This window comes from Vreelandella azerica, from assembly GCF_013112225.1.
GTDB lineage: Bacteria > Pseudomonadota > Gammaproteobacteria > Pseudomonadales > Halomonadaceae > Vreelandella > Vreelandella azerica.
Map to the genome: position 1 here is coordinate 609,001 of NZ_JABFHI010000001.1, position 20,501 is coordinate 629,501.

16 protein-coding genes and 5 pseudogenes are annotated in these 20,501 nt (G+C 55.7%); 18 read left to right on the top strand and 3 right to left on the bottom strand.

Annotated elements, in window-relative coordinates; genetic code table 11:
• Window positions 1–92 precede the first annotated feature (92 nt).
• The 11 genes and pseudogenes from HLB35_RS02940 (at window position 93) to HLB35_RS02995 (ending at window position 7,964) form a co-directional block, all read left to right on the top strand.
• Entirely contained in the window at window positions 93–1,184 is a 1,092-nt protein-coding gene (locus HLB35_RS02940; protein ID WP_171701419.1) for an OmpA family protein, read from the top strand.
• 168 nt (window positions 1,185–1,352) lie between these two features.
• A pseudogene (locus HLB35_RS02945) lies at window positions 1,353–1,583 on the top strand (class 1b ribonucleoside-diphosphate reductase subunit beta); the annotation flags it as partial.
• 145 nt (window positions 1,584–1,728) lie between these two features.
• The gene (locus HLB35_RS16875; RefSeq protein ID WP_235936951.1) at window positions 1,729–2,304 is read left to right on the top strand and encodes a CopG family antitoxin; all 576 of its coding nucleotides are present in this window, start codon (window positions 1,729–1,731) and stop codon (window positions 2,302–2,304) included.
• A 285-nt stretch (window positions 2,305–2,589) separates the two neighbouring features.
• Complete coding sequence (locus HLB35_RS02960; protein WP_171701420.1) at window positions 2,590–2,988, top strand: GFA family protein; 399 nt, start codon at window positions 2,590–2,592, stop codon at window positions 2,986–2,988.
• A 279-nt stretch (window positions 2,989–3,267) separates the two neighbouring features.
• Complete coding sequence (locus HLB35_RS02965) at window positions 3,268–3,522, top strand: type II toxin-antitoxin system Phd/YefM family antitoxin (protein ID WP_171701421.1); 255 nt, start codon at window positions 3,268–3,270, stop codon at window positions 3,520–3,522.
• Window positions 3,515–3,778 (top strand): Txe/YoeB family addiction module toxin, encoded by a 264-nt coding sequence (locus HLB35_RS02970; protein ID WP_171701422.1) that lies wholly within the window; start codon window positions 3,515–3,517, stop codon window positions 3,776–3,778. Before HLB35_RS02965 ends, HLB35_RS02970 begins: the two co-directional genes overlap by 8 nt.
• A gap of 358 nt (window positions 3,779–4,136) precedes the next feature.
• Complete coding sequence (locus HLB35_RS02975) at window positions 4,137–4,907, top strand: DUF3450 family protein (RefSeq protein WP_171701423.1); 771 nt, start codon at window positions 4,137–4,139, stop codon at window positions 4,905–4,907.
• On the top strand, window positions 4,904–6,262 hold the full coding sequence (locus HLB35_RS02980; protein ID WP_171701424.1) for a MotA/TolQ/ExbB proton channel family protein: 1,359 nt from the start codon (window positions 4,904–4,906) through the stop codon (window positions 6,260–6,262). The genes HLB35_RS02975 and HLB35_RS02980 overlap by 4 nt, the downstream gene beginning before the upstream one ends.
• 1 nt (window position 6,263) lies before the next feature.
• Window positions 6,264–6,806 carry a MotA/TolQ/ExbB proton channel family protein gene (locus HLB35_RS02985; protein ID WP_171701425.1) on the top strand — a complete coding sequence of 181 codons (543 nt, stop codon included), beginning with the start codon at window positions 6,264–6,266 and terminating at the stop codon, window positions 6,804–6,806.
• A complete protein-coding gene (locus HLB35_RS02990) occupies window positions 6,799–7,206 on the top strand; it encodes an ExbD/TolR family protein (protein ID WP_171701426.1) in 408 nt (135 codons plus the stop codon). The genes HLB35_RS02985 and HLB35_RS02990 overlap by 8 nt, the downstream gene beginning before the upstream one ends.
• A complete protein-coding gene (locus HLB35_RS02995; protein ID WP_171701427.1) occupies window positions 7,203–7,964 on the top strand; it encodes an energy transducer TonB in 762 nt (253 codons plus the stop codon). The genes HLB35_RS02990 and HLB35_RS02995 overlap by 4 nt, the downstream gene beginning before the upstream one ends.
• 16 nt (window positions 7,965–7,980) lie before the next feature.
• Here HLB35_RS02995 and xthA read toward each other — a convergent pair whose 3' ends face one another.
• The gene (gene xthA / locus HLB35_RS03000) at window positions 7,981–8,814 is read right to left on the bottom strand and encodes an exodeoxyribonuclease III (RefSeq protein ID WP_171701597.1); all 834 of its coding nucleotides are present in this window, start codon (window positions 8,812–8,814) and stop codon (window positions 7,981–7,983) included.
• Entirely contained in the window at window positions 8,814–9,053 is a 240-nt protein-coding gene (locus tag HLB35_RS03005) for a hypothetical protein (RefSeq protein WP_171701428.1), read from the bottom strand. Before HLB35_RS03005 ends, xthA begins: the two co-directional genes overlap by 1 nt.
• 178 nt (window positions 9,054–9,231) lie before the next feature.
• Between HLB35_RS03005 and rhlB the strand changes: the two genes are divergently transcribed.
• Both rhlB and dinG read left to right on the top strand, forming a co-directional pair.
• The gene (gene rhlB, locus HLB35_RS03010) at window positions 9,232–10,506 is read left to right on the top strand and encodes an ATP-dependent RNA helicase RhlB (protein WP_171701429.1); all 1,275 of its coding nucleotides are present in this window, start codon (window positions 9,232–9,234) and stop codon (window positions 10,504–10,506) included.
• Between the two features lie 5 nt (window positions 10,507–10,511).
• Window positions 10,512–12,643 (top strand): annotated as a pseudogene (dinG, locus tag HLB35_RS03015) (ATP-dependent DNA helicase DinG).
• Window positions 12,644–12,714: 71 nt separating this feature from the next.
• Here the strand turns inward: dinG and HLB35_RS03020 are convergent.
• Window positions 12,715–13,788 (bottom strand): annotated as a pseudogene (locus HLB35_RS03020) (3-deoxy-7-phosphoheptulonate synthase).
• A 490-nt stretch (window positions 13,789–14,278) separates the two neighbouring features.
• Between HLB35_RS03020 and rpoE the strand changes: the two are divergent.
• The 5 genes and pseudogenes from rpoE (at window position 14,279) to lepB (ending at window position 20,462) form a co-directional block, all read left to right on the top strand.
• Window positions 14,279–14,881 carry an RNA polymerase sigma factor RpoE gene (gene rpoE / locus HLB35_RS03025; protein WP_171701430.1) on the top strand — a complete coding sequence of 201 codons (603 nt, stop codon included), beginning with the start codon at window positions 14,279–14,281 and terminating at the stop codon, window positions 14,879–14,881.
• A 225-nt stretch (window positions 14,882–15,106) separates the two neighbouring features.
• Window positions 15,107–15,838, top strand: a complete 732-nt coding sequence (locus HLB35_RS03030) for a sigma-E factor negative regulatory protein (protein ID WP_171701431.1) — start codon at window positions 15,107–15,109, stop codon at window positions 15,836–15,838.
• A gap of 381 nt (window positions 15,839–16,219) precedes the next feature.
• A pseudogene (locus tag HLB35_RS03035) lies at window positions 16,220–17,634 on the top strand (DegQ family serine endoprotease).
• Between the two features lie 196 nt (window positions 17,635–17,830).
• A pseudogene (gene lepA, locus HLB35_RS03040) lies at window positions 17,831–19,643 on the top strand (translation elongation factor 4).
• A 15-nt stretch (window positions 19,644–19,658) separates the two neighbouring features.
• Window positions 19,659–20,462: a signal peptidase I gene (gene lepB / locus HLB35_RS03045; protein ID WP_171701432.1), complete on the top strand. Its 804-nt coding sequence runs from the start codon at window positions 19,659–19,661 to the stop codon at window positions 20,460–20,462.
• Window positions 20,463–20,501 lie beyond the last annotated feature (39 nt).

Genomic DNA, 20,501 nt, shown 5'->3' on the forward strand with positions numbered 1-20,501 from the left:
ATTCATGGAGGTCTCTGTTGAGTTCCGTAAAACATCTGATCTTACCCAGCAACAGTGGACACCGCCAGAATCAACAAACGGAAAACAAGCTCATGCGCATACCTATTTATCGGGTCGCAATGCTTGGCCTGTTGACGTTTTTTGCCGCCCAGGCCAGCACGGCTCAGCCGAAGACATATCCTGATGGCCACGGTGGCAGCGTTACCTTTCCCCAGGGTGACGTGTCCTTCGCCGACGAGGTCGTACATTACGATACCGGTACCGAACAGCCCATTGAGGCAGCCCGCGACCGAGAGCAGGCGTTGGGAATACCGGACTATGGCAAGGAAGACACACGAGGATACCTGTCGCTGGGGTGTAGCGGTGAACTGGTGCTGAAGCTCACCGATAACCGCTTGATCGACATCCCCGGCCCGGATTTGTATGTGTTCGAGGTTGGCCCGGCAATTGAACCCACGGCGCTGGCCATTTCCAACAATAACGAAGATTGGGTGCGTATTGGTGGCATTGGCGGCGGCAAGGCCGAGATCGATATCGCGCCTTATATCGACGGCGATGAGAGTTTTCGCTACGTCAAACTGCTGGATCTGAGAGAGCAGTGCGGCGGTGAAACACCGGGTGCGGATATTGATGCGGTGGGTGCTATCGGTTCGCTGCAGCATATTGCACTCGACAGTGCCGTGCTGTTCAACACGGGCAAATACCAGCTCAAGCCCCAGGCATCGGAAGCGATCAATGAAGCCATGGCCAACATCGATTCTGCACAACTGCAGTCGGTCGTGGTGGCAGGCCATACGGATGCTGTGGGCAGCGCCGAATCCAATCAGGTGCTATCGGAAAATCGCGCGCGGTCGGTGGCAGGCTACCTGATAGAAAACGCGGGCATCCCCGAAGACAGGATACGTATTGAAGCGCATGGGGAGAGCGACCCGGTTGCCAGCAATGAGACCGCGGAAGGCCGTGAAAAAATCGCAGGGTTGAGCTTCGCGTCCGTGCCACACCCGACGAGCCGGAAACAGATACCGCGCGCATCGAGATCCTGGGAATCTGGCGCTCGGACGATAATCGCCAGACGACGCTGCGCAGAGACGATGGCGGTATCAGCGGCGATTATACCGAGAAGGGTGGCGGGCAAATTCAGGGGGAATTCACCAGTGGCACTGTTCTCGAAGGGTTTTGGATAAAAGACAGCTCCGGCCGAACCTGCGACACGCAAAAAGGTGGCAGCAAGCACTGGGGTAACCTGCGGATCGAGTTTACATCAGCGGATCTCGATGCATTCGACGCCAAGTGGTCATATTGTGGCGATACCGATTGGCGCGGCAGTTGGCAGCACGCCGAGAGACTCCTGTGAACACGGCCTGACGGAAAACGTGAAGAAATTCCTTCACTACAACGCCAACAAGGCGCTGATGAACCTGGGCTTCGAGCCACTCTTCCCCAGCAGCGTCACGGATGTCGATCCCACCATCATGGCAGCACTTTCCCCGAGTGCGGATGAAAACCACGACTTCTTCTCCGACTCCGGCTCCTCCTACTTCATCAGCAAAGCCGTCGCCACCGAAGACGACTGGGCGTTCTGATTGCTAGCTTCTTCCTTCCCAAAAGTGGCGAGTAGGGCGCTCGCCATTCCCTTCCTAAGCAAGATTGTTCATCCAATATCAGGACGTGCAGTCCAATCACTGTCAGCAAGATGCCAATAGGCACACACTCTGCTAGACTCGTACCATGAAGCAAATTAACTGGAATGCTGAAAAGAACCAGCAGTTGATGAGCGAGCGCGGAGTCTCCTTCGAAGATGTCCTGTTTGCTCTTCAGTCTGGTGGTTTACTTGATGATGGACCTCACCCCAACAGGGACAAGTATCCGAATCAACGCCTGTTTGTAGTTCGGATTGATAATTATGCCTGGCTGGTGCCGTACGTCGAGAATGATAGCGAGATCTTTCTCAAAACGGTCATCCCCAGTCGCAAGGCCACCAAGACATTTCTAGGGGGTAGCATGGCCAAGACCAAATTGGATCTCGAAGAGCAAGAGCTGCTGGAGTCTTACGAATCCGTAGAGTTCGAGTCAGATCTGGATGCCGATCGTCGGGAGTACTTGACGAAGGCAGCGGAAGAGACGTTCAAGAAAGACAAACGGATCAATATACGCATCTCCAGTCGCGACCTTGAAGCACTTCAACGTCGAGCGTTGGAAGAGGGGCTTCCTTACCAGTCTCTAGTTTCCAGTGTCCTGCACAAGTACGTGTCCGGTGGTCTGAAGGATGTCTCTGCTAACAAGTCAGGTCAGCGGACGCGCTAACGGGCGCCGCTGCCTTCTGCGTGTGTGCCGGTGATAGCCCTATCCAGGGCTCGAACAATCTGCCCTCTGAAGTGCGATAGAGAACCCACTGGGTTTTGAGGAGCTTTTCAGAAACAGAGAAAATTTGTGGGGTTAACAGTAGATGCGCCTCGTCTCCAAAGCTGATGCCCGGCGTGAGACCTTACAGGGTTACTGGCCTGCGGCCTCCACTAGACGCGTGCTGTTGGGTTTATTAAGTTTATGCAAACGAGGTAAACCACCGTTATTACACAAGGAGGCGCATTAATGAAGCAAACAGGTAGTTGTCTCTGTGGAGGGGTTCAATATGAAATCAACGGTCCGCTTACCGATGTTCTGAACTGTCACTGTTCAATGTGCCGCAAGCTTCATGCCTCGGCTTTTAGAACCCGCGCTAAAGTACGGTCTTCAGATTGGCATACCGTCAAAGGCCAAGAGCTACTGAAATTTTACGAATCGTCTCCAGGTGAGCACAAAGGGTTCTGCTCAAACTGCGGTTCCAGCCTCTATACCAAGTTTGATGCAGCCCCTGAGATCTATGGTTTCCCACTCGGCACACTTGATACTGACCCCGAGGTAAAAGCAGGGCGCCATGTATTCGTGGGCAATAAGGCTCCTTGGTTCGAGATTACCGATGATCTGCCACAGCATGCAGAGTATGACTGAAACAGTAATAATGGGCTGCGTAAGGCAGACGTCCCTGACAGGCCGCCGCTTTGCTTCGCGTTATTTGAGATATGCAGCAGCGAGAAAAGCCTGCTGTGAGAACCAAGGCTTGCTGCAAGTTGTCGTGTGTCGATGTTGTTTCTATAGCAAGATCAGGCTGAATGTGGCAATCGTGAAAACCGTGCCAAGCGCTAGCTGACAGAATGATATGTACAATTTATTGCACATGTCTGAGGGCGAGGCTGTACTTGTACTCTAAACTGTGCAAGTAGAGGGTTTATGAGAATTGTATCTTTTACAGAGGCAAGGAATGGCTTGAGAGCCCTGCTGGACGCTGTGGTAAACGATGCCGATACCGCCGTGATTACGCGTCGTGATTCAGAAGATGCCGTTGTTATGTCCCTGGACTATTACAACAGCCTGATGGAGACGGTGCATTTGATGCGCTCACCTGCAAATGCTGAGCATTTGAACCGTTCAATTGCGCAATTCAAAGCGGGTAAGGTAAAGCAAAGAGCTTTGATTGATGAGTAGCCTTTTACTATCGTGGACTGACGAAGCATGGAGAGATTATCTGTATTGGCAAACGCAAGATAAAAAAACGCTTAAACGGGTAAAAAAGCTGATAAGTGACGTAAAACGCTCACCTTTTGACGGTATCGGCAAACCTGAACCGCTAAAAGAATATCTGGCGGGTTTTTGGTCAAGGCGGATTGATGATACGAATCGGTTGGTCTATGCAACTGATGATCATGCAATCACTATCATTTCGTGTCGCTATCATTATTGAGTCAGGCCGTTTATTCGTGCTGCAATTCTGTTTACAAATCAGCGGTTGCCGGTCATCGATTTCCGCCGCTCTACCCAGATGGGCTTGAAACCAAAAATATACCGTTATCTTGTAATTTTTTTCTATTTTCTTTCCCTCCTGTGCCTTTTCTTAATTGTACGCCTCGCCTCAATTGAGGCAGATTGCCAGCATGGCGTTGGCTTTTCGTTTCGATTCCACTAAATGTTAATGATAAATATTGTTATTTACTCAATAGGTGGTAGGCTATGCGCCTTGTAATCAAACGCAAATGGTTCTCATAACTAATTGAAGCGGTGCGCGGTCTTTTCAGCGCACCTGCCAGTAACGGAGGCATGACGTGCTGAAAAGGCCTTTACTAGCCCTGCAGGGATGCTGGCTTGCCGGTGTTCTGGCCAGCGGCACGCTGATGGCAACTAGCAACATCATGGCGCAGGAAGAGCAGAGTGGGGCGCCGTCTGCGCTCCAGCAGCAGATTGAAGCAGCCGATGACTCGACCCGCTCAGCTATTGAAGAATTGCGCCGCCTTGAACGCGATACCCGCCAGCTGCAAGCCGCCAACGCTGCCTTGAGTACTCGCCTGGTCAGCGAGGCCCAACACCAGCAGCGCCTTGAAAGGGCGCTGAATAACCTGGATGACACCCGCGCTGCCTTGCCAGAGATCGAGCAGCTGATGAGGGAGCAATTAACCGCTTGGATCAATGCTGATCTGCCGTTTCTGAAAGACGAGCGTCTGGCGCGTTTAGCGCCCGCCGAACCTGCCCAGGCTGATAGCGCCACCCGGATTGCGGGCTTGCTGGAAACCTGGCGCGCCGAACTGGCCTACGGCCGCGCAGTGGATAGCTGGCGCGGGCGCCTGCAACTGGCCGAAAGTAATCCCCGTGAGGTTGAGTTCCTGCGCCTTGGCCGTATTGGCCTGTACTACCTCACGCCAGACGGTCGCCAGGGTGGGGTATGGGATGCTGCAAGCCGCCAATGGCTCACGCTGGATGAAACTGCCCGGCGCGAGGTGCGAAACGGCCTGCGAATTGCCGATGACCAGCGAACTCCCGAGCTACTGCGTTTACCGCTTTCGGTGATGGTGGAAGACGCCGCAGGAGGTCAGCGATGAAAGTGCTGATCTGTCTAATCTTGCTGGCCAGCCTGATCACCAGCGGCAAGGCGTTGAGCCAGACCGAGGGCCTGGTATCGCTACAGGACGCCCGGGAAGCGGCAAGCGCTTTGGATCAAGCCAGGCTTGAAGCGCTGCTGAATGACCCGCAGGCACTGGAAGCGGCGCTGGATGATGCCCGAGCCAAGCACCAGGCCGCTGAACAGCAGCAGGCAGCCTTGGTGGAACAGCAACAACAGCAAATGCGGCGAGCACAAACCCTGGCAGAGCGTCAGAGTGAACAGGGCGAAACGCTGACGGCGCTGCTGGCGGATCTCACCCGGCATAGTGAAGAAGTGCGCAACGAACTAGGGGGCAACAGCTGGTTAACTTTAGAGGCCAATGCGTTGCCACCGCGCCTGGATGATATTGGCGTATTAAAGCCTGAACAGATTGAAACCTTGGTGGATAGCCTGGCGCGGCTGACTCAGCGCACCGGGCAAGCTGTGCGCCTTGAGCGGCCCGTGGCGGATACCAGCGGCGAGATTGCCGTGCGTGATATTGTGCGCCTGGGAGATTTTGTGGCCTTTACCGATTCTGCCCTGCTCAGTAAGCGTCAGGACTCAGACCATCTGGCTGAAGTGCCGCATACGCCCAAAAACATCAGCGAGGTGATTCCTGCCTATTTCCAGGGGGCAAAGCGCCTGTTTGTCATCGACCCGACCCAGGGAAGCGTGTTGAACGCCCTGGCTCAACAGCCCAGCCTGTTGGAGCGCTTCCATCAGGGGGCTATGTGGGCTATGTCGTTGTCACTCTGGGGGCTTGGGTTGCTGGTCGCCCTGCTACAGTATGGCTACCTGAGCGTGGTCAGCCTGCGGATGCGCCGCCAGTGCAAGGCCTTGGGTCAGCCATCGGCGAACAATCCTCTGGGCCGGGTGCTGGCGCGCTTCAAAGAGTTGGACAAGCATCAGGCTCCGGAGGCGCTGGAGGCCCGCCTGGATGAGGCTGTGCTGGCGGAGCTGCCGCGTATTGAGCGTGGGCAGCCGATCGTTAAGCTGCTGGCCGCCATTGCCCCGCTGCTTGGCCTGTTAGGCACGGTGACCGGCATGATAGTGACCTTTCAGGCGATTACTGTATTCGGCACCGGCGACCCCCAGTTGATGGCTGGCGGTATCAGCCAGGCGCTGGTCACCACGGTGCTGGGGCTGGTGACGGCCGTGCCGCTGCTGTTTGCCCAGACGGCCCTGGCGACCCGCAGCCGCCTGATCATTCAGACCCTGGAAGGCGAAGCGAGTGCTGCTCTGGCGGATCATCTCGAATCAGGTTCATCCTCGCCGTCTGAAGCCCTGCCTTCAAATAAGCACGGAGGGCTGTGATATGCCCCACTTGCCTCTCTGGCTGGCTCCGGTTGAGCGCCTGTTAGACGCAGGCGGCCCCGTGCTTGGGATATTGGCACTGGTGGCCATGCTGGTTTTTGGTATGGCGCTTGAACGCTGGTGGTATTACCGCGTCAGCTGGCGCCTTGCCCGCCGTCAGCTGATCCGTCGCTGGACGGCGCGCAGCGATCATCGCAGCTGGAGTGCTCGCACGCTGCGCCAAGTGTGGACGCAAGCACTGGTGGCCAGACTGCGTCGCCCCTTACCCTGGATCAAGCTGTTGGTGGCTCTGTGCCCGCTGCTCGGCTTATTGGGCACGGTGACCGGCATGATCAGCGTCTTTGATAGCCTGGCTCTTAGCGATACCCATCAGGCTCGGGCCATGGCCGACGGTGTGGCGCGGGCCACGCTGCCCACCCTGGCCGGTATGGCCATTGCGCTGGTAGGGCTCTTGTTGATCAGCCGTCTTGAGCATGTGATCCGCCGGGAAGACCAGCGCCTGAATGACCGTCTGGCCCGCGCGCTGGAGGAAAACAATGCGTAGACGCCGTTTAATGGAATCCACGACAGACAGCAACGAGGTGAACCTGACACCGATGCTTGATGTGGTGTTTATCATGCTGATCTTTTTTATTGTCACCACCAGCTTTATCAAGGAAAGCGGCGTCGAGATCGAGCGCCCAGAAGCCTCAGCGGCAACGCCGCGCCCGGATGCTCAGGTGCTGGTGGCCATTACGCCTGAAGGCACCGTCTGGGTGGATGGCAAAGCGGTGGATGTGCATCGCATTGGCCAGCAGGTGGCCGGAATGTTGAGTGATGATGGCGCTGTGGTGATTCAGGCGGACCGGGCGTCCACCACTGGTCTGCTGATTGAAGTGATGGACCGCCTCAAACAGGCTGGCGTTGAACAGGTCGCGGTAGCGGCAAGCCGGAGTACGCGATGATACGCCATCTGCTTTCCATGCTGGGAGGGATGACGCTGGCAGTGGGATTGTTCTGGCTGTTAGCCCTGCTGGTCACCCCGCCGGAGCGGCCAGTGGAAGCCCCCGAAATGACACTGTCGATGACCCTGCTGGAAGCCACCGAGTCAACCGAAACGCCACCTGAACAGGCCGCACAAACGCCTGCGGCCAGCGAAAGCCTGCCTGACACAGAAACGCCGCCACCCCAGGTGGAGCAAGCGCCTGACGCATTGCCAGACGCTGACAGCCAGGTGGTGGTCAATGATAGTGAAGCGCCAGAACCTAAGCCAGAGCCCGAACCAGGGCCTAAACCCAAACCCAAACCCAAACCAGAACCTGAGCCCGGGCCCGAACCAGAACCTGAGCCCACGCCCCAGGCGGATGCCGCTTCCAAGTCTACGGCCGAGCATGCGTTTGCTTCACCTCAGCAAGACGCGCCTGCCCAGGCGCAGGCTGCGCCTTCAGATGAGCCGGTGAGCGTTGGCCAGCTGGCCCCGGCCAGCCGAGTAAACCCTACCTACCCACGGCGCGCCCAACGGCGTGGGCTGGAAGGGTTTGTCGAAGTGACGTTTGTTATCCGCCGTGATGGGAGTGTGGATAGCAGCACGATTCGCGTGACCAGGGCCCAGCCGAAACGGGTGTTTGAAGAAGCGGCGCTGGACGCCATTGCTCGCTGGCAGTTTGAGGCCAGCGAGCAGCTCAGGCGCGCCACTCAACGCATTGAGTTTCAGCTAAGGTAAACAGCGCCAGAGGGAATCAGGTGGCGTCTTTCAGAGTGATGGAAAAATCACTCCAGGTAGGTGCATGGTCAGAAGGTTTTTCCATGGCGCGCAGCGGGTAGTCGATATCCGCGCCGGATACGCAGTCTGCCAGCGGCTGGGTGACCAGAATATAGTCAATCCGCAGGCCGCGTTTGGGGTCATCGTTAAAGCCCTTGGAGCGGTAGTCGAACCAGCTGAAATGGTTATTGCGCTCAGGGTGAATCAGACGATAGCTGTCGCTTAGCCCCCAGGCCTTGATGCCTTCCAGCCACTCGCGCTCAATCGGCTGAAAGCTGGTCTTGCCCTCGCGCAGCCAGCGCTTGCGGTTCGGCTCACCAATGCCGATGTCCTGATCCTGTGGCGAGATATTGAAATCGCCCATCACCGCAAGGCGCTCATCCGGGCGGTGCTGCTGATCAAGCAGGCGGGCCAGCTGCTGATAAAAGCGTTCCTTATAAGGAAACTTGGTCGGGTGAGCGATATTTTCCCCCTGGGGAAAGTAGCCATTCCAGACCGTTACGGCTTCGCCATCCTCGGCGGTCAGGCGCACGCCAATCATACGTTTCTGGGCGTCTTCCTCATCATCGGGAAAGCCGTAAAACACAGCCTCTGGCTGCTGACGGCAAAGCAGGGCAACCCCATAATGGCCCTTCTGGCCAAAATAGAAGACGTGGTAGCCCATGGCTTCAACGGCGTCACGGGGAAAAGCATCATCGTGAACTTTGGTTTCCTGCAGACCGATCACATCAGGCTTGAGCTGATCAATCAGGGCCTGCAACTGATGCAGTCGAGCGCGAATGCCGTTGATATTGAAAGAGACCAGCCGCATCATGAGTCCTCTTTGTTATCCTTGTCGCTGGGGTGAATCTGGATGGACTGGCCGCTTTCCTGGCGTGCCATCTTACGGGCAGCCTGCAACTTGCGCTGCTGCTGCTTTTTGGCGACGAAACGCCGTGAAGGCGCGACCTGATCCGGGTTATCGTGGCGCCACTTCTTAAAATCCTTGCGCCGACCGGTGCGAATCGTCACCTTGTCGGCGAGCGAACGGGTTTTTTTCTTGCGCGTCATATCACGCTCCGCTGATGTCAAAACGTTGGTGTTGAACTGTATTCTAACAGTCCAGGCGCCATCGCACATGGAGAACACAATTGATAAGGGTGCCTGGCAGGCAAAGCCTGTTACAATACCGCCTCTAGAACTTAAGATCATCACGCAACATTCACCGTAACTGACGAATAGAGAGCCTATGAGCGAGCCGGAACAGACCCCCGCATCGGCCCAGAACCGTAAGCCTAAACGTCGTCGTCGCAAACCGCGTCGTCGCCAGTCGAACTGGGATCTGCGCCAGTTTCAGGTGCCCGCTGTGGCGGGTAAATGGCGCTTTCATGATTTTGATTTGCCGCTTCCCCTGATGCGTGCCATTCACGCCCAAGGATTTGAATACTGCACGCCGATTCAGGCTGAAGCCCTGCGCCAGACGCTGCTCGGTGGTGACATCGTCGGCAAGGCACAGACGGGCACCGGCAAGACAGCCGCCTTTCTGATTTCGATGTTGGCCTATTTCCTTGAAGAGCCAGCGCCGGAAGGCCAGAAACAAGGCGCGCCCCGAGCGCTGGTGATTGCGCCTACCCGAGAACTGGCCCTGCAGATCGAGAAAGATGCCCGTGCGCTGGCGCGTTTCACCAAGCTGAATGTCGCTAGCGTTGTCGGCGGTATGGATTACCAGAAGCAGCGCGATAGCCTGGGCAAGAAAATTGACATCCTGGTGGCCACGCCGGGCCGTCTGCTCGATTTTCATCAGAAAAAGGATATCGACCTGGGTGAAGTAGAAGTGCTGGTACTGGATGAAGCCGACCGTATGCTGTCGATGGGCTTTATTCCTGACGTCAAGCGCATCATCCGCTATACACCTCAGAAGGAAGAGCGCCAGACCTTCCTGTTCTCGGCAACCTTTACCGAGGATATTCTTAATCTGGCCAGCCAGTGGACGCTTGACCCGGCGCATGTCGAGATCGAAGTCACCCTGGAAAATCAGGCGGATATCGACCAGCGCGTGTACATGGTGTCCGATGATGACAAGCAGCGCCTGCTGGTCAGCCTGCTGGAGCAGGAAAGCTTTGAGCGCGTGATGGTCTTCGGCAACCGCCGTGACCTGGTGCGCAAGCTCAATGATGTGCTCAGCAAAGCCGGTATCAATGCCGCCATGCTGTCGGGTGATGTGCCTCAGGCGCAGCGGATCAAGACGCTGGAGCGTTTCCGCGAAGGCGAGATCCAGGTGCTGGTTGCCACTGATGTAGCCGGGCGCGGGATTCACATTGATGATGTCAGCCACGTCATCAACTATACCCTGCCGGAAGACCCGGAAGATTACGTCCACCGTATCGGGCGTACCGGCCGTGCCGGCGCCAAGGGTGTGTCGATCAGTTTTGTTGGCGAAGAAGATGCCTTCTCCCTGCCAGAAATTGAACGCTACATCGATGAGAAACTGCCCTGCGAACATCCGCCGGAAGGTCTGCTGTAACGGTCATGCTGGATGATGCGCTGAAAAGCGAAATACAGGCGGCCTATCGTCGGGTGGTGGAGCAGCTGTCGCTGACACCGCGCTATGGCCAGCGCCTGATGATGGCCGAAATCGCCCGTACTCTGGGCGGTATCAGCATGGACAGCGATGGTAAGCGCCAGAATGATACCCACGTCTGCGTGCTGGAAGCGGGCACTGGCACGGGTAAGACTCTGGCGTACCTGCTTTCCGCACTGCCGATTGCCAAGGCCCAGGGCAAGCGCTTGATTCTTTCGACGGCAACCATTGCTCTGCAGGAGCAGGTGCTTAATCAGGACCTGCCCATGCTGGCCAAGCACAGTGGTTTGGCTTTTCGCTATGCCCTGGCTAAGGGGCGTGGCCGCTACGTATGCGTGGCGCGCCTTGACCAGGCCACCGGCGGCGCTGAACCCAACCCGGCCATGTCGTTGTTCGAGCAGGATCTTGCCGCCGGTAACAGTGAGTTTGAAGCGCTGGCGAAAAACATGGTGGACGCCTATGGCAAAGGCGAATGGCAGGGCGACCGGGATAGCTGGCCGGAAAGCATTGGTGCCCAGAGCTGGCGGCGGTTGACGGTGGATCACCGCCAATGTACCAACCGCCGCTGCGGTCACTTTGCGGCCTGTGCTTTTTTCGTGCCCGCCGTGACCTGGAAGAAGCCGATGTGATTGTCGCTAACCATGATCTGGTGCTGGCGGATCTTTCACTGGGTGGCGGCGCGATTCTGCCGGAGCCGGAAGATGCCATCTTCATCTTTGATGAAGGCCATCATCTGCCTGATAAAGCGCTATCGCACTTTGCTCACCGCTTTGCCGTACATGGTTGCCTGGGCTGGCTGAAAACCCTCAAGAACAGCCTGACAGAACTCAATCAGGCGCTGGCCGCGCAGACCACGGTAGCACGCTTGCTGGCGACGTTGCCGGATACCCTGCAAGCGCTTGAGCCGCTGCTTGGCGATGTGTTTCAGACCGGCTATCAGTTGGCTGAGCGCCCTAACGGCCTGCATGACGATGAGACCTTCAAGCAGGTGCGGTTTGAAGGCGGCAAGGCACCCGATGGGCTGCGCGAGCAGGCCACTCAGCTGGTGACGATATTTGCCACCCTGGCACGCACCCTGGAAAGTATCAGCGATATCCTGCGCGAAAGCCTGGACCCTGACAAGCAGACGGGCCTGGCCCGTGAGCAGGCGGAAGCCTGGTTGCCGCTGGTGGCCCTGGTGCATGGCCGGGCTGATGACGCCCATGCGCTATGGACTGCCTTTAGCACAGAAGACCCGCCCAAGGCGCCGCCCAGTGCACGCTGGATCAGCCTGAACCGGGTCAACGGCGAGCCTGATATTGAGTTTTCGGCCAGCCCGGTTTCCGCAGCGGAAACTCTGGCGAAAAATCTCTGGGGGCGTTGCCACGGGGCCGTAGTAACCTCCGCGACCCTGACAGCGCTGGGGCGTTTTGAGCGCCTGCAGGAGCGCGCGGGTCTGGCCAGCCGTTACCGCTATCAGGCGCTGCCCAGCCCGTTTGATTACGCCAATGCAGTACTGAGCGTGCCCCAGGCCGCCGCCGACCCGGGGAACCGTGACGTTCACGAGCAGGCAATCGTTGATTTTGTGGCGGCGCTGGACAAGGACGAAGCCACCCTGGTGCTGTTTTCTTCCCGCGCTCAGCTTAGGGCTGTCGAGAAAGCATTGCCGGCTAGGGTGAAGCAGCGCGTACTGGCGCAGGATGCCCTGCCCAAGCGCGAGCTGCTGGAGCGTCATCGTGATGCCGTGGATGCGGGCAAGGGCAGTATTATCTTCGGGCTGGCCAGTTTTGCCGAAGGGATTGACCTGCCCGGTGACTACCTGACCCATGTGATCATTACCCGGCTGCCGTTTGCGGTGCCGGATGACCCTGTGGGCGCCACCCTGGCCGAGTGGATTGAAAGCCAGGGCGGTAACGCCTTCATGCGCATCAGCGTGCCGGATGCATCGATCAAGCTGGTGCAGGCCTGTGGGCGCCTGATCCGCAAGGAAAGCGACCGAGGCAGAATTACTCTCTTGGACAGACGGGTGCTAACGCGCCGCTATGGCAAGGCGCTGCTGGATGCCTTGCCACCGTTTCGGCGAGAAATCGCGGGTGTATGAAATGAGTCCGCCCAGCTTAGCCAAGCTGGGCGGATGTTACAGCGTCTGATGAAGCGTCTGGCGAGGGCCGGTTAAGCAGCGATGCGCTTGGCCAGCACAGCTGCCAGCTTTTCATTCATTTGGGTAAAGGCCTCGACGGTTGTATCCCAGTCAATGCAGGCATCGGTGATGGAAACACCGTACTTCAGTTGGCTCAGATCGGCAGGCACTTTCTGATTGCCCCAACCAATGTTGGACTCAACCATCAGGCCGATAATCGACGTATTGCCGTCGAGAATCTGGTTGGTGACGTTTTCCAGCACCAGCGGCTGAAGGGCGGCGTCCTTGTTGGAGTTGGCGTGTGAACAGTCGATCATGATGTTGGGCGAGAGGCCGGCTTTTTTGAGCTCCTGCTCGGCCAGTGCCACGCTGACGCTATCGTAGTTCGGCTTGCCATTACCGCCGCGCAGTACCACATGGCCGTAGGCATTGCCGCGGGTGCGAATGATCGACACCTGACCTGCATGGTTGATGCCGGAAGTTATGTGGGCTGGCAACCGATTGAAGGGCGTTGATGGCCACATCCAGGCTGCCGTCGGTGCCGTTCTTGAAGCCGACCGGGCCGGACAGCCCGGAGGCCATTTCACGGTGAGTCTGGGATTCCGTGGTGCGCGCGCCAACCGCAGACCAGCTGATGCAATCCTGCAGGTACTGGGGGAAATCGGGTCGAGGGCTTCGGTAGCCAGTGGCAGGCCTATTTCAGCCAGATCAACCAGCAAGCGGCGGGCAATGTGCAAGCCTTCCTCAATCTCGAAAGAATCGTTAAGGTGCGGGTCGTTGATCAGGCCTTTCCATCCCACTGTGGTGCGAGGCTTCTCAAAATAGACGCGCATGACGATATACAGGCTTTCGCTGACCTTGTCGGCGAGTTCGCGTAAACGCTTGGCGTAATCCTTGGCGGCTTCTACATCGTGGATGGAGCAGGGGCCGACGACCACCAGCAGACGCGGGTCCTTGCCATCAAGAATGTTCTGAATGGTCTGGCGACCTTCAATAACGCAGCGCTCGGCCTTTTCGGTAAGCGGGACGGCCTGTTTGAGTGCTTCCGGTGTGATCAGGACATCCTGAGCGAGCACGTTAAGGTTATTCACCTGCTGTTCTGACATCTTGCTACCTGTGTTTGAACGAGGGTTGATAAAAGGGTCTGGAAATATGTTTGATAAGCTAACGTAGTTGAGCTTTTAAGAGGTTGTAACATGCAAAGGCTTAAAACCTTGGAGTAGCTGCAACTTTATAGTGCCTAGCATCGCTTGGCCAGTGATCAACCAGCAATTGCTTTGCAATCGCCCACGATACTGTGACAGATCACCGGATCAACTGCTTGATGCCAAGGCCAGAACGCGTAACACTATTCACTTTATAAATTGCCAAACGAAAGTGGTCAGATGATTGTCATAGCAAGCGAAAAACTGACGATCTCTATCCGCTGGTCGTTGTTCCGGGTTGTTATCAAGCCTTTGCTTGATGACGCTCTGGAAATGAACAGTTTAACCATATGCTCAAGGGACGCTATGCCGTTTGCCGAAAATGCCCATTTTGATCAGGGACCGTATCTGGACAGTACCGCCACTCCATGCAGGTTGAAGGAGTGTTTGCATGGGCACTCGTGAAACAGACCAGCAATTGGTCGAGCGAGCTCAAAAAGGTGATAACCGGGCGTTTGATCTACTGGTCAGAAAATATCAGCACAAGATCATCGGCCTGATTAGCCGCTACGTACACGACCATTCCGAAGTTCAAGATGTGGCCCAGGAAGCGTTTATCAAGGCTTATCGGGCATTGGGGAACTTTCGCTCAGAGAGTGCTTTTTATACTTGGATGTATCGTATCGCCATCAACACCGCAAAGAATCACCTGGTTTCTCGCAGTCGTCGGCCACCAGGTAACGATGTGGATATCAGCGATGCGGAAATCGTTGATCAAAGCGGGCGCCTTTCAGATAGCGAGACACCCGAGGCATCCATTGCCCGGGATCAGCTGGAAGCCGCTGTCTATGAGGCGATTGAAAACCTGCCGGATGATTTACGTACCGCTATTACCCTGCGCGAGCTGGATGGCCTGGCCTATGAAGATATTGCCCAGGTGATGCAATGCCCGGTGGGAACCGTGCGCTCGCGCATTTTTCGAGCTCGTGAAGCGGTGGATGAGCATATTCGCCCCCTGGTGAGTACCGCACGCAACAGCCGCGATGAAGCGTAACCGTATCACGGCGGTTTTTTGATCCGTCTTTTTTGACAGGTCTTTTTTGACAGTTCAGCCAGCGTGTATTGAACTGTTAAGAAAATCTGGCGTCTCAAAGGGGTGAATCAGTGAACAAGGTCATCCGTAGAAGATGAGCTTCAATGTGTAAGGCGGGAAAGACGATAGGGTCTTGGCGCGGGGAAGCATCATTAAGTGCCCCGGATTATTGTGAGGATGTGAAGTATGAGTCAGAACACACGCGAGTCACTGTCAGCTTTAATGGACGGCGAAAGTGATGAACTGGAATTGCGCCGCGTACTTAAAGGCCTGGATAATGACAGCGATTCAGCAGATACCTGGCGGCGCTATCATCTGGCTCGCAGCCTGATGCAGCGTGATAAAGAGATTGATGTCAGCATGGATCTCTCCGCTGGCATCATGGCGCGTATTCAAGAAGAATCGCCTGAACAGGTGGCGGCGCCTGCTGAAACGACATCTCGCCAGAAAGTATCCTCAATGTCCTTTGCACGTGGCGCTGGTATTGCCGCGGCAGTATCGCTCATGGTGATTACTGGTGTTCAGTATTTCAATAGCGGCACTGACCTGATTGAGCAGCCCAGCAACAATATTGCTAATAATCCATCGCAACCTGTCCAGCAGGTACAGCCGGTTAATCTGTCGTCATTCTCGGCATCTAACTCTATAGTTAGTGATTCATCCACGGATGTGCCTATGTTTGAGCAGATGCCGTTCCGGTTATCCGGCGATGGTACAGCAGGCACTGGGTTAATGACGGTGAGCGAAGGCAACTTAGCAATGCCCAGCGCTCAGACGTCGTCAAATATGAATATTCAGTCTTTCGCAATGGATAGCGAACAGTTGCGCCTGTTGAAATCCTATTTTGAAGAACATGGGCAATATGATGCTAATGCCTGGTCAACGTCTGCGTCTGCGTCTTCAGCCGCATCTGAATAGCTGCTCCATGCAGAACACCGAGTAATTCGCCCTCTGCCCTGTTGATAACTCGCCTAATGTCGCCTGAGTCCCACCGCTTAGCCACTGCAATATGAACCCAAAGGGCTGCATGTTGCAGTGGCTGGGCAGTTAGTTGCTAACACTAAGCAGTGTGCCGAAAGCTCTTCCTTGATAATTATTTTGCTTGCCCCCAACTATTTATTGCCTAATGTTACTGAACGCTTGCCTCCACGTTTGGTCAATGAAGGGTGAGCGTTGAGTTTTAAATAGCGTGCAGCTATCCAAAGCACATTTTATTACTTGCTAGAATTCCGCTATTCGTTGATGTTGCAATATGGCTTGTTAGCAAAAGCCTTGTTAACAAAAATACAGGAGCTATTCATGAAGCGTTTGATTGTCCCTGCTGTGCTCGGGTGGAGCTTGACAGTAATGATGACCTTTAGCGTTGCCGCTCAGGCCAACTCCTTACCCGATTTTACCGAACTTGTTGAAGATGCCGCCCCAGGCGTCGTCAATATTTCCACGACCCGAATATTGCCAAGTCGTCGCTCTCCCTCGTTTCATGGTTTTAGCAATGAAGACATTCCAGAAATTTTTCGTCACTTTTTCGGCGACCGTATTCCTATGCCGCCGAGCGATGGTGCGCCTGGGCGGCGTCAGGAGCGTCAGTCGCTAGGGTCAGGCTTTGTCATCAGTGACGACGGCTACGTTCTTACCAATGCCCATGTGGTTGAGGAAGCGGATGAGATTCTTGTTCGCCTGAACGATCGCCGGGAGCTGCCGGCCGAGCTGATTGGCAGCGACCCCCAAACTGATGTGGCGTTACTGAAAGTGGATGCCGATGAGTTGCCTACGCTTGAGCTAGGGGATTCCGATGATCTCAAGGTGGGTGAATGGGTCGCTGCCATCGGTTCGCCGTTCGGTTTTGACTATTCTGTGACGGCCGGTATTGTCAGCGCTATCAACCGCACCCTGCCGCGTGATGTATACGTGCCCTTTATCCAGACGGATGTTGCTATTAATCCGGGTAACTCAGGCGGGCCACTGTTTAATTTGGAAGGTGAAGTCGTCGGTATCAACTCCCAGATATTTACCCGTAGTGGCGGTTTCATGGGCGTTTCGTTTGCCATCCCGATCAATGTTGCTATGGATGTGGCCGATCAGCTGCGTGAAGATGGTCGCGTAAATCGTGGTTGGTTGGGGGTGATGATCCAGCCGGTCTCTCGTGATCTGGCGGAATCTTTCGGCATGGATGACGCCATCGGTGCGCTGATAGCGGATCTCGATCCTGAAGGTCCGGCCGCTGAAGGTGGTCTGCGGGCAGGTGATGTGATTCTTGAGGTGAACGGTGAAGAGGTCGAGCGTTCCAGCGTGCTGCCACGTTTGATCGGCCGGGTGTCTCCGGGGATGATGTCACGCTCTTGCTGTTGCGTGATGGCCGTGAGATTACTCAGGAAGTTGCTTTGGGAAGCTGGCCTAACAGTGAGAATGAAAGCGGTTTGGCCGAGCGTGATAACCAAGCGCGCCTGGGTGTCAGCGTTAGTGAAGTGGATGCGGAAACCCGCGAGCGTCTGAATATCCCAGGGGGCGTTGAAGTCACTGCGGTTGAACCGCAAAGCATTGCAGCTCAGTCAGGTATTCGTGCCGGGGATATTCTGGTCAGTATCGACTATCGCAATGTGACCTCGGCCTCAGAGCTTAGGGATATCGTCGAAGAGTTGCCTAACGACCGGGCGATTCCGTTGCGTCTTTTCCGCGATGGCCGTTCACTGTTCGTAGCGCTGCGTATGGAATAACGCCACAGCCAACCTTTCATTGAATCGATGCAACAGCCCGGCTTATGCCGGGCTGTTGTGTATCAATAGAAGCGGCGATATGACGACAGCCCCGCCTCGCCGGTGTACAATGCACCCCAATTTTATTTTCTAGCGCCCAATGGCATGCTCATAGCGTTGTGCATGGCTGCGTACACAGACCGGAATTTATCGGCAAATGATGACAGAAAATTCTAAAGATCTCAGTAAGATACGCAACTTCTCCATTATCGCTCATATTGATCACGGCAAATCTACCCTGTCAGACCGCTTGATACAGACCTGTGGTGGCCTGAGTGAACGCGAGCTGAAAGAGCAAGTGCTTGATTCAATGGATATCGAGCGTGAGCGGGGGATTACCATCAAGGCGCAGTCAGTCACCCTTGATTACCACGCAGCCGACGGCGAGATCTACCAGCTCAACTTCATTGACACCCCTGGGCATGTCGACTTTTCCTATGAAGTATCCCGCTCCCTGTATGCCTGCGAAGGGGCCTTGCTGGTGGGATGCGGCCCAGGGCGTTGAAGCCCAGTCCGTGGCCAACTGCTACACCGCCGTTGAGCAGGGGCTTGAGGTATTGCCGGTGCTGAACAAGATTGACCTGCCCCAGGCAGACCCGGACCGCGTTGCCCAGGAAATCGAGGAAATCATTGGTATTGACGCTACTGATGCCTGTCAGGTTTCTGCCAAAAGCGGTATTGGTATTGATGAGCTCCTTGAGCGCCTGGTGCGCGACATTCCGCCACCCAAGGGCAACCGCGAGGCACCCCTGCAAGCGCTGATTATTGATTCCTGGTTTGATAATTATCTGGGCGTCGTATCGCTGGTTCGGGTTTTTGATGGCACCTTGCGTAAAGGCGACAAGATCCGTATCAAGTCAACCGGGCGCGACTGGGGCGCGACAGAAGTGGGGATCTTTACTCCGCTGCGTAAACAGACGGATATTCTGCGTGCAGGCGAAGTCGGTTTTCTGGTCGCGGGTATCAAGGACATCCACGGTGCGCCAGTGGGCGATACCATCACTCACGCCAAGACGCCGGATGTTGAACGTCTGCCAGGGTTTCTGAAAGTCAAACCGCAGGTTTACGCGGGTATGTTCCCGGTCAGCGCTGATGATTACGAAGACTTCCGCGATGCGCTGGAAAAGCTGTCACTCAACGATGCATCGCTGGAATATGAACCGGAAAACTCGGATGCGCTGGGGTTTGGTTTCCGCGTAGGCTTTCTCGGCACCCTGCATATGGAAATCGTTCAGGAGCGGGTGGAGCGTGAGTATGACCTGGATTTGCTCACCACGGCGCCGACGGTGGTCTATGAGCTGGCGTTAAAGAATGGCGATATCCAGTATGTTTCCAACCCGTCCAAGCTGCCTGACCTGGCTGACGTTGAGGAAATGCGTGAACCGATTGTGCGCGCCAGCATTCTGGTGCCGCAGGATTATGTAGGCAATGTGATCGCCGAGTGCGAGCAGCGCCGTGGCACTCAGCTGGACATGCAGTTTCTGGGTAATCAGATCCAGCTGACCTACGAGTTGCCAATGTCGGAAGTGGTCATGGATTTCTTTGATCGACTCAAGTCCATTTCCAAAGGCTATGCGTCGCTTGAATACAATTTTGAGCGTTTTGAAGCGGCCAAGCTGGTACGCCTGGATGTCTTGATCAACGGCGATAAGGTAGATGCACTGGCGGTAATCATTCACCGTGATCACGCCCAGTCTCGCGGCCGCATTCTGGTCGAGAAGATGAAAGAACTGATTCCCCGTCAGATGTTTGATGTGGCGATTCAGTCCGCGATTGGCGGGCAGGTCGTGGCACGCTCAACGGTCAAGGCATTGCGCAAGAATGTTACAGCCAAATGCTACGGTGGGGATGTGTCGCGCAAGAAAAAACTACTGGAAAAGCAGAAAGCCGGTAAAAAACGCATGAAGCAGGTAGGGCGTGTGGAAATCCCTCAAGACGCTTTCCTGGCCGTGCTCAAGGTCAACGATTAGGGATCACAAAGCCCCATGGATTTTTCATTATTGCTGGTTATCGCGGTGCTGCTGTCTGGCGCTATCTATCTGCTGGACATCCTGGTTTTTCGACCCCAGCGCCGTAAACGCGCCGAGGCAGCACAAGCTGCCAGTGAAGAAGGACTCGATGCCGCCAGCCGTGAGGCCTTGCTCAAAGAGCCCTGGCTGGTCGATTATGCACGTTCCTTCTTTCCTGTGCTGTTTGTGGTGTTGGTGGTGCGCAGCTTTATCGTCGAGCCGTTTCAGATTCCATCAGGCTCCATGCGCCCGACGCTGGAAGTGGGTGACTTTATCCTGGTGAACAAGTATGCCTACGGGTTGCGCTTACCGGTTAGCCATACCCAGATTCTGGAAGTGGACAGCCCGGAACGTGGCGATGTCATGGTGTTTCGCTTCCCTAATGAGCCCTCGGTCAATTTCATCAAGCGGGTGGTAGGCCTCCCTGGGGATACCATTCGCTATGAAGGCAAGCAGCTATATGTCAATGGTGAAAGAATAGCCAAGCAATTGCTGGAAGAAGGGCCGGATGCCTCGCCTCAGCAGTTGCTGCTGGAAGAGGAGCTTGACCAGGCGCGTTACCGGATATACAACAATCCTCGTGACCCTGGCCCGCAGCTGCGTGAAGTTGAAGTTCCGGAAGGCCATTATTTCACTATGGGTGATAATCGTGACCATTCCAACGACAGCCGCTACTGGGGCTTTGTGCCGGAAGAGAATATTGTTGGCCGTGCCTTTGCCGTATGGATGCAATGGGATGGTGGTCTTCCCAGTTTCAGCGAGGTACGCCGCATTGAATAAACGGATGTTGGATGTGCCCCCTTTGGTAACCGTCAATGA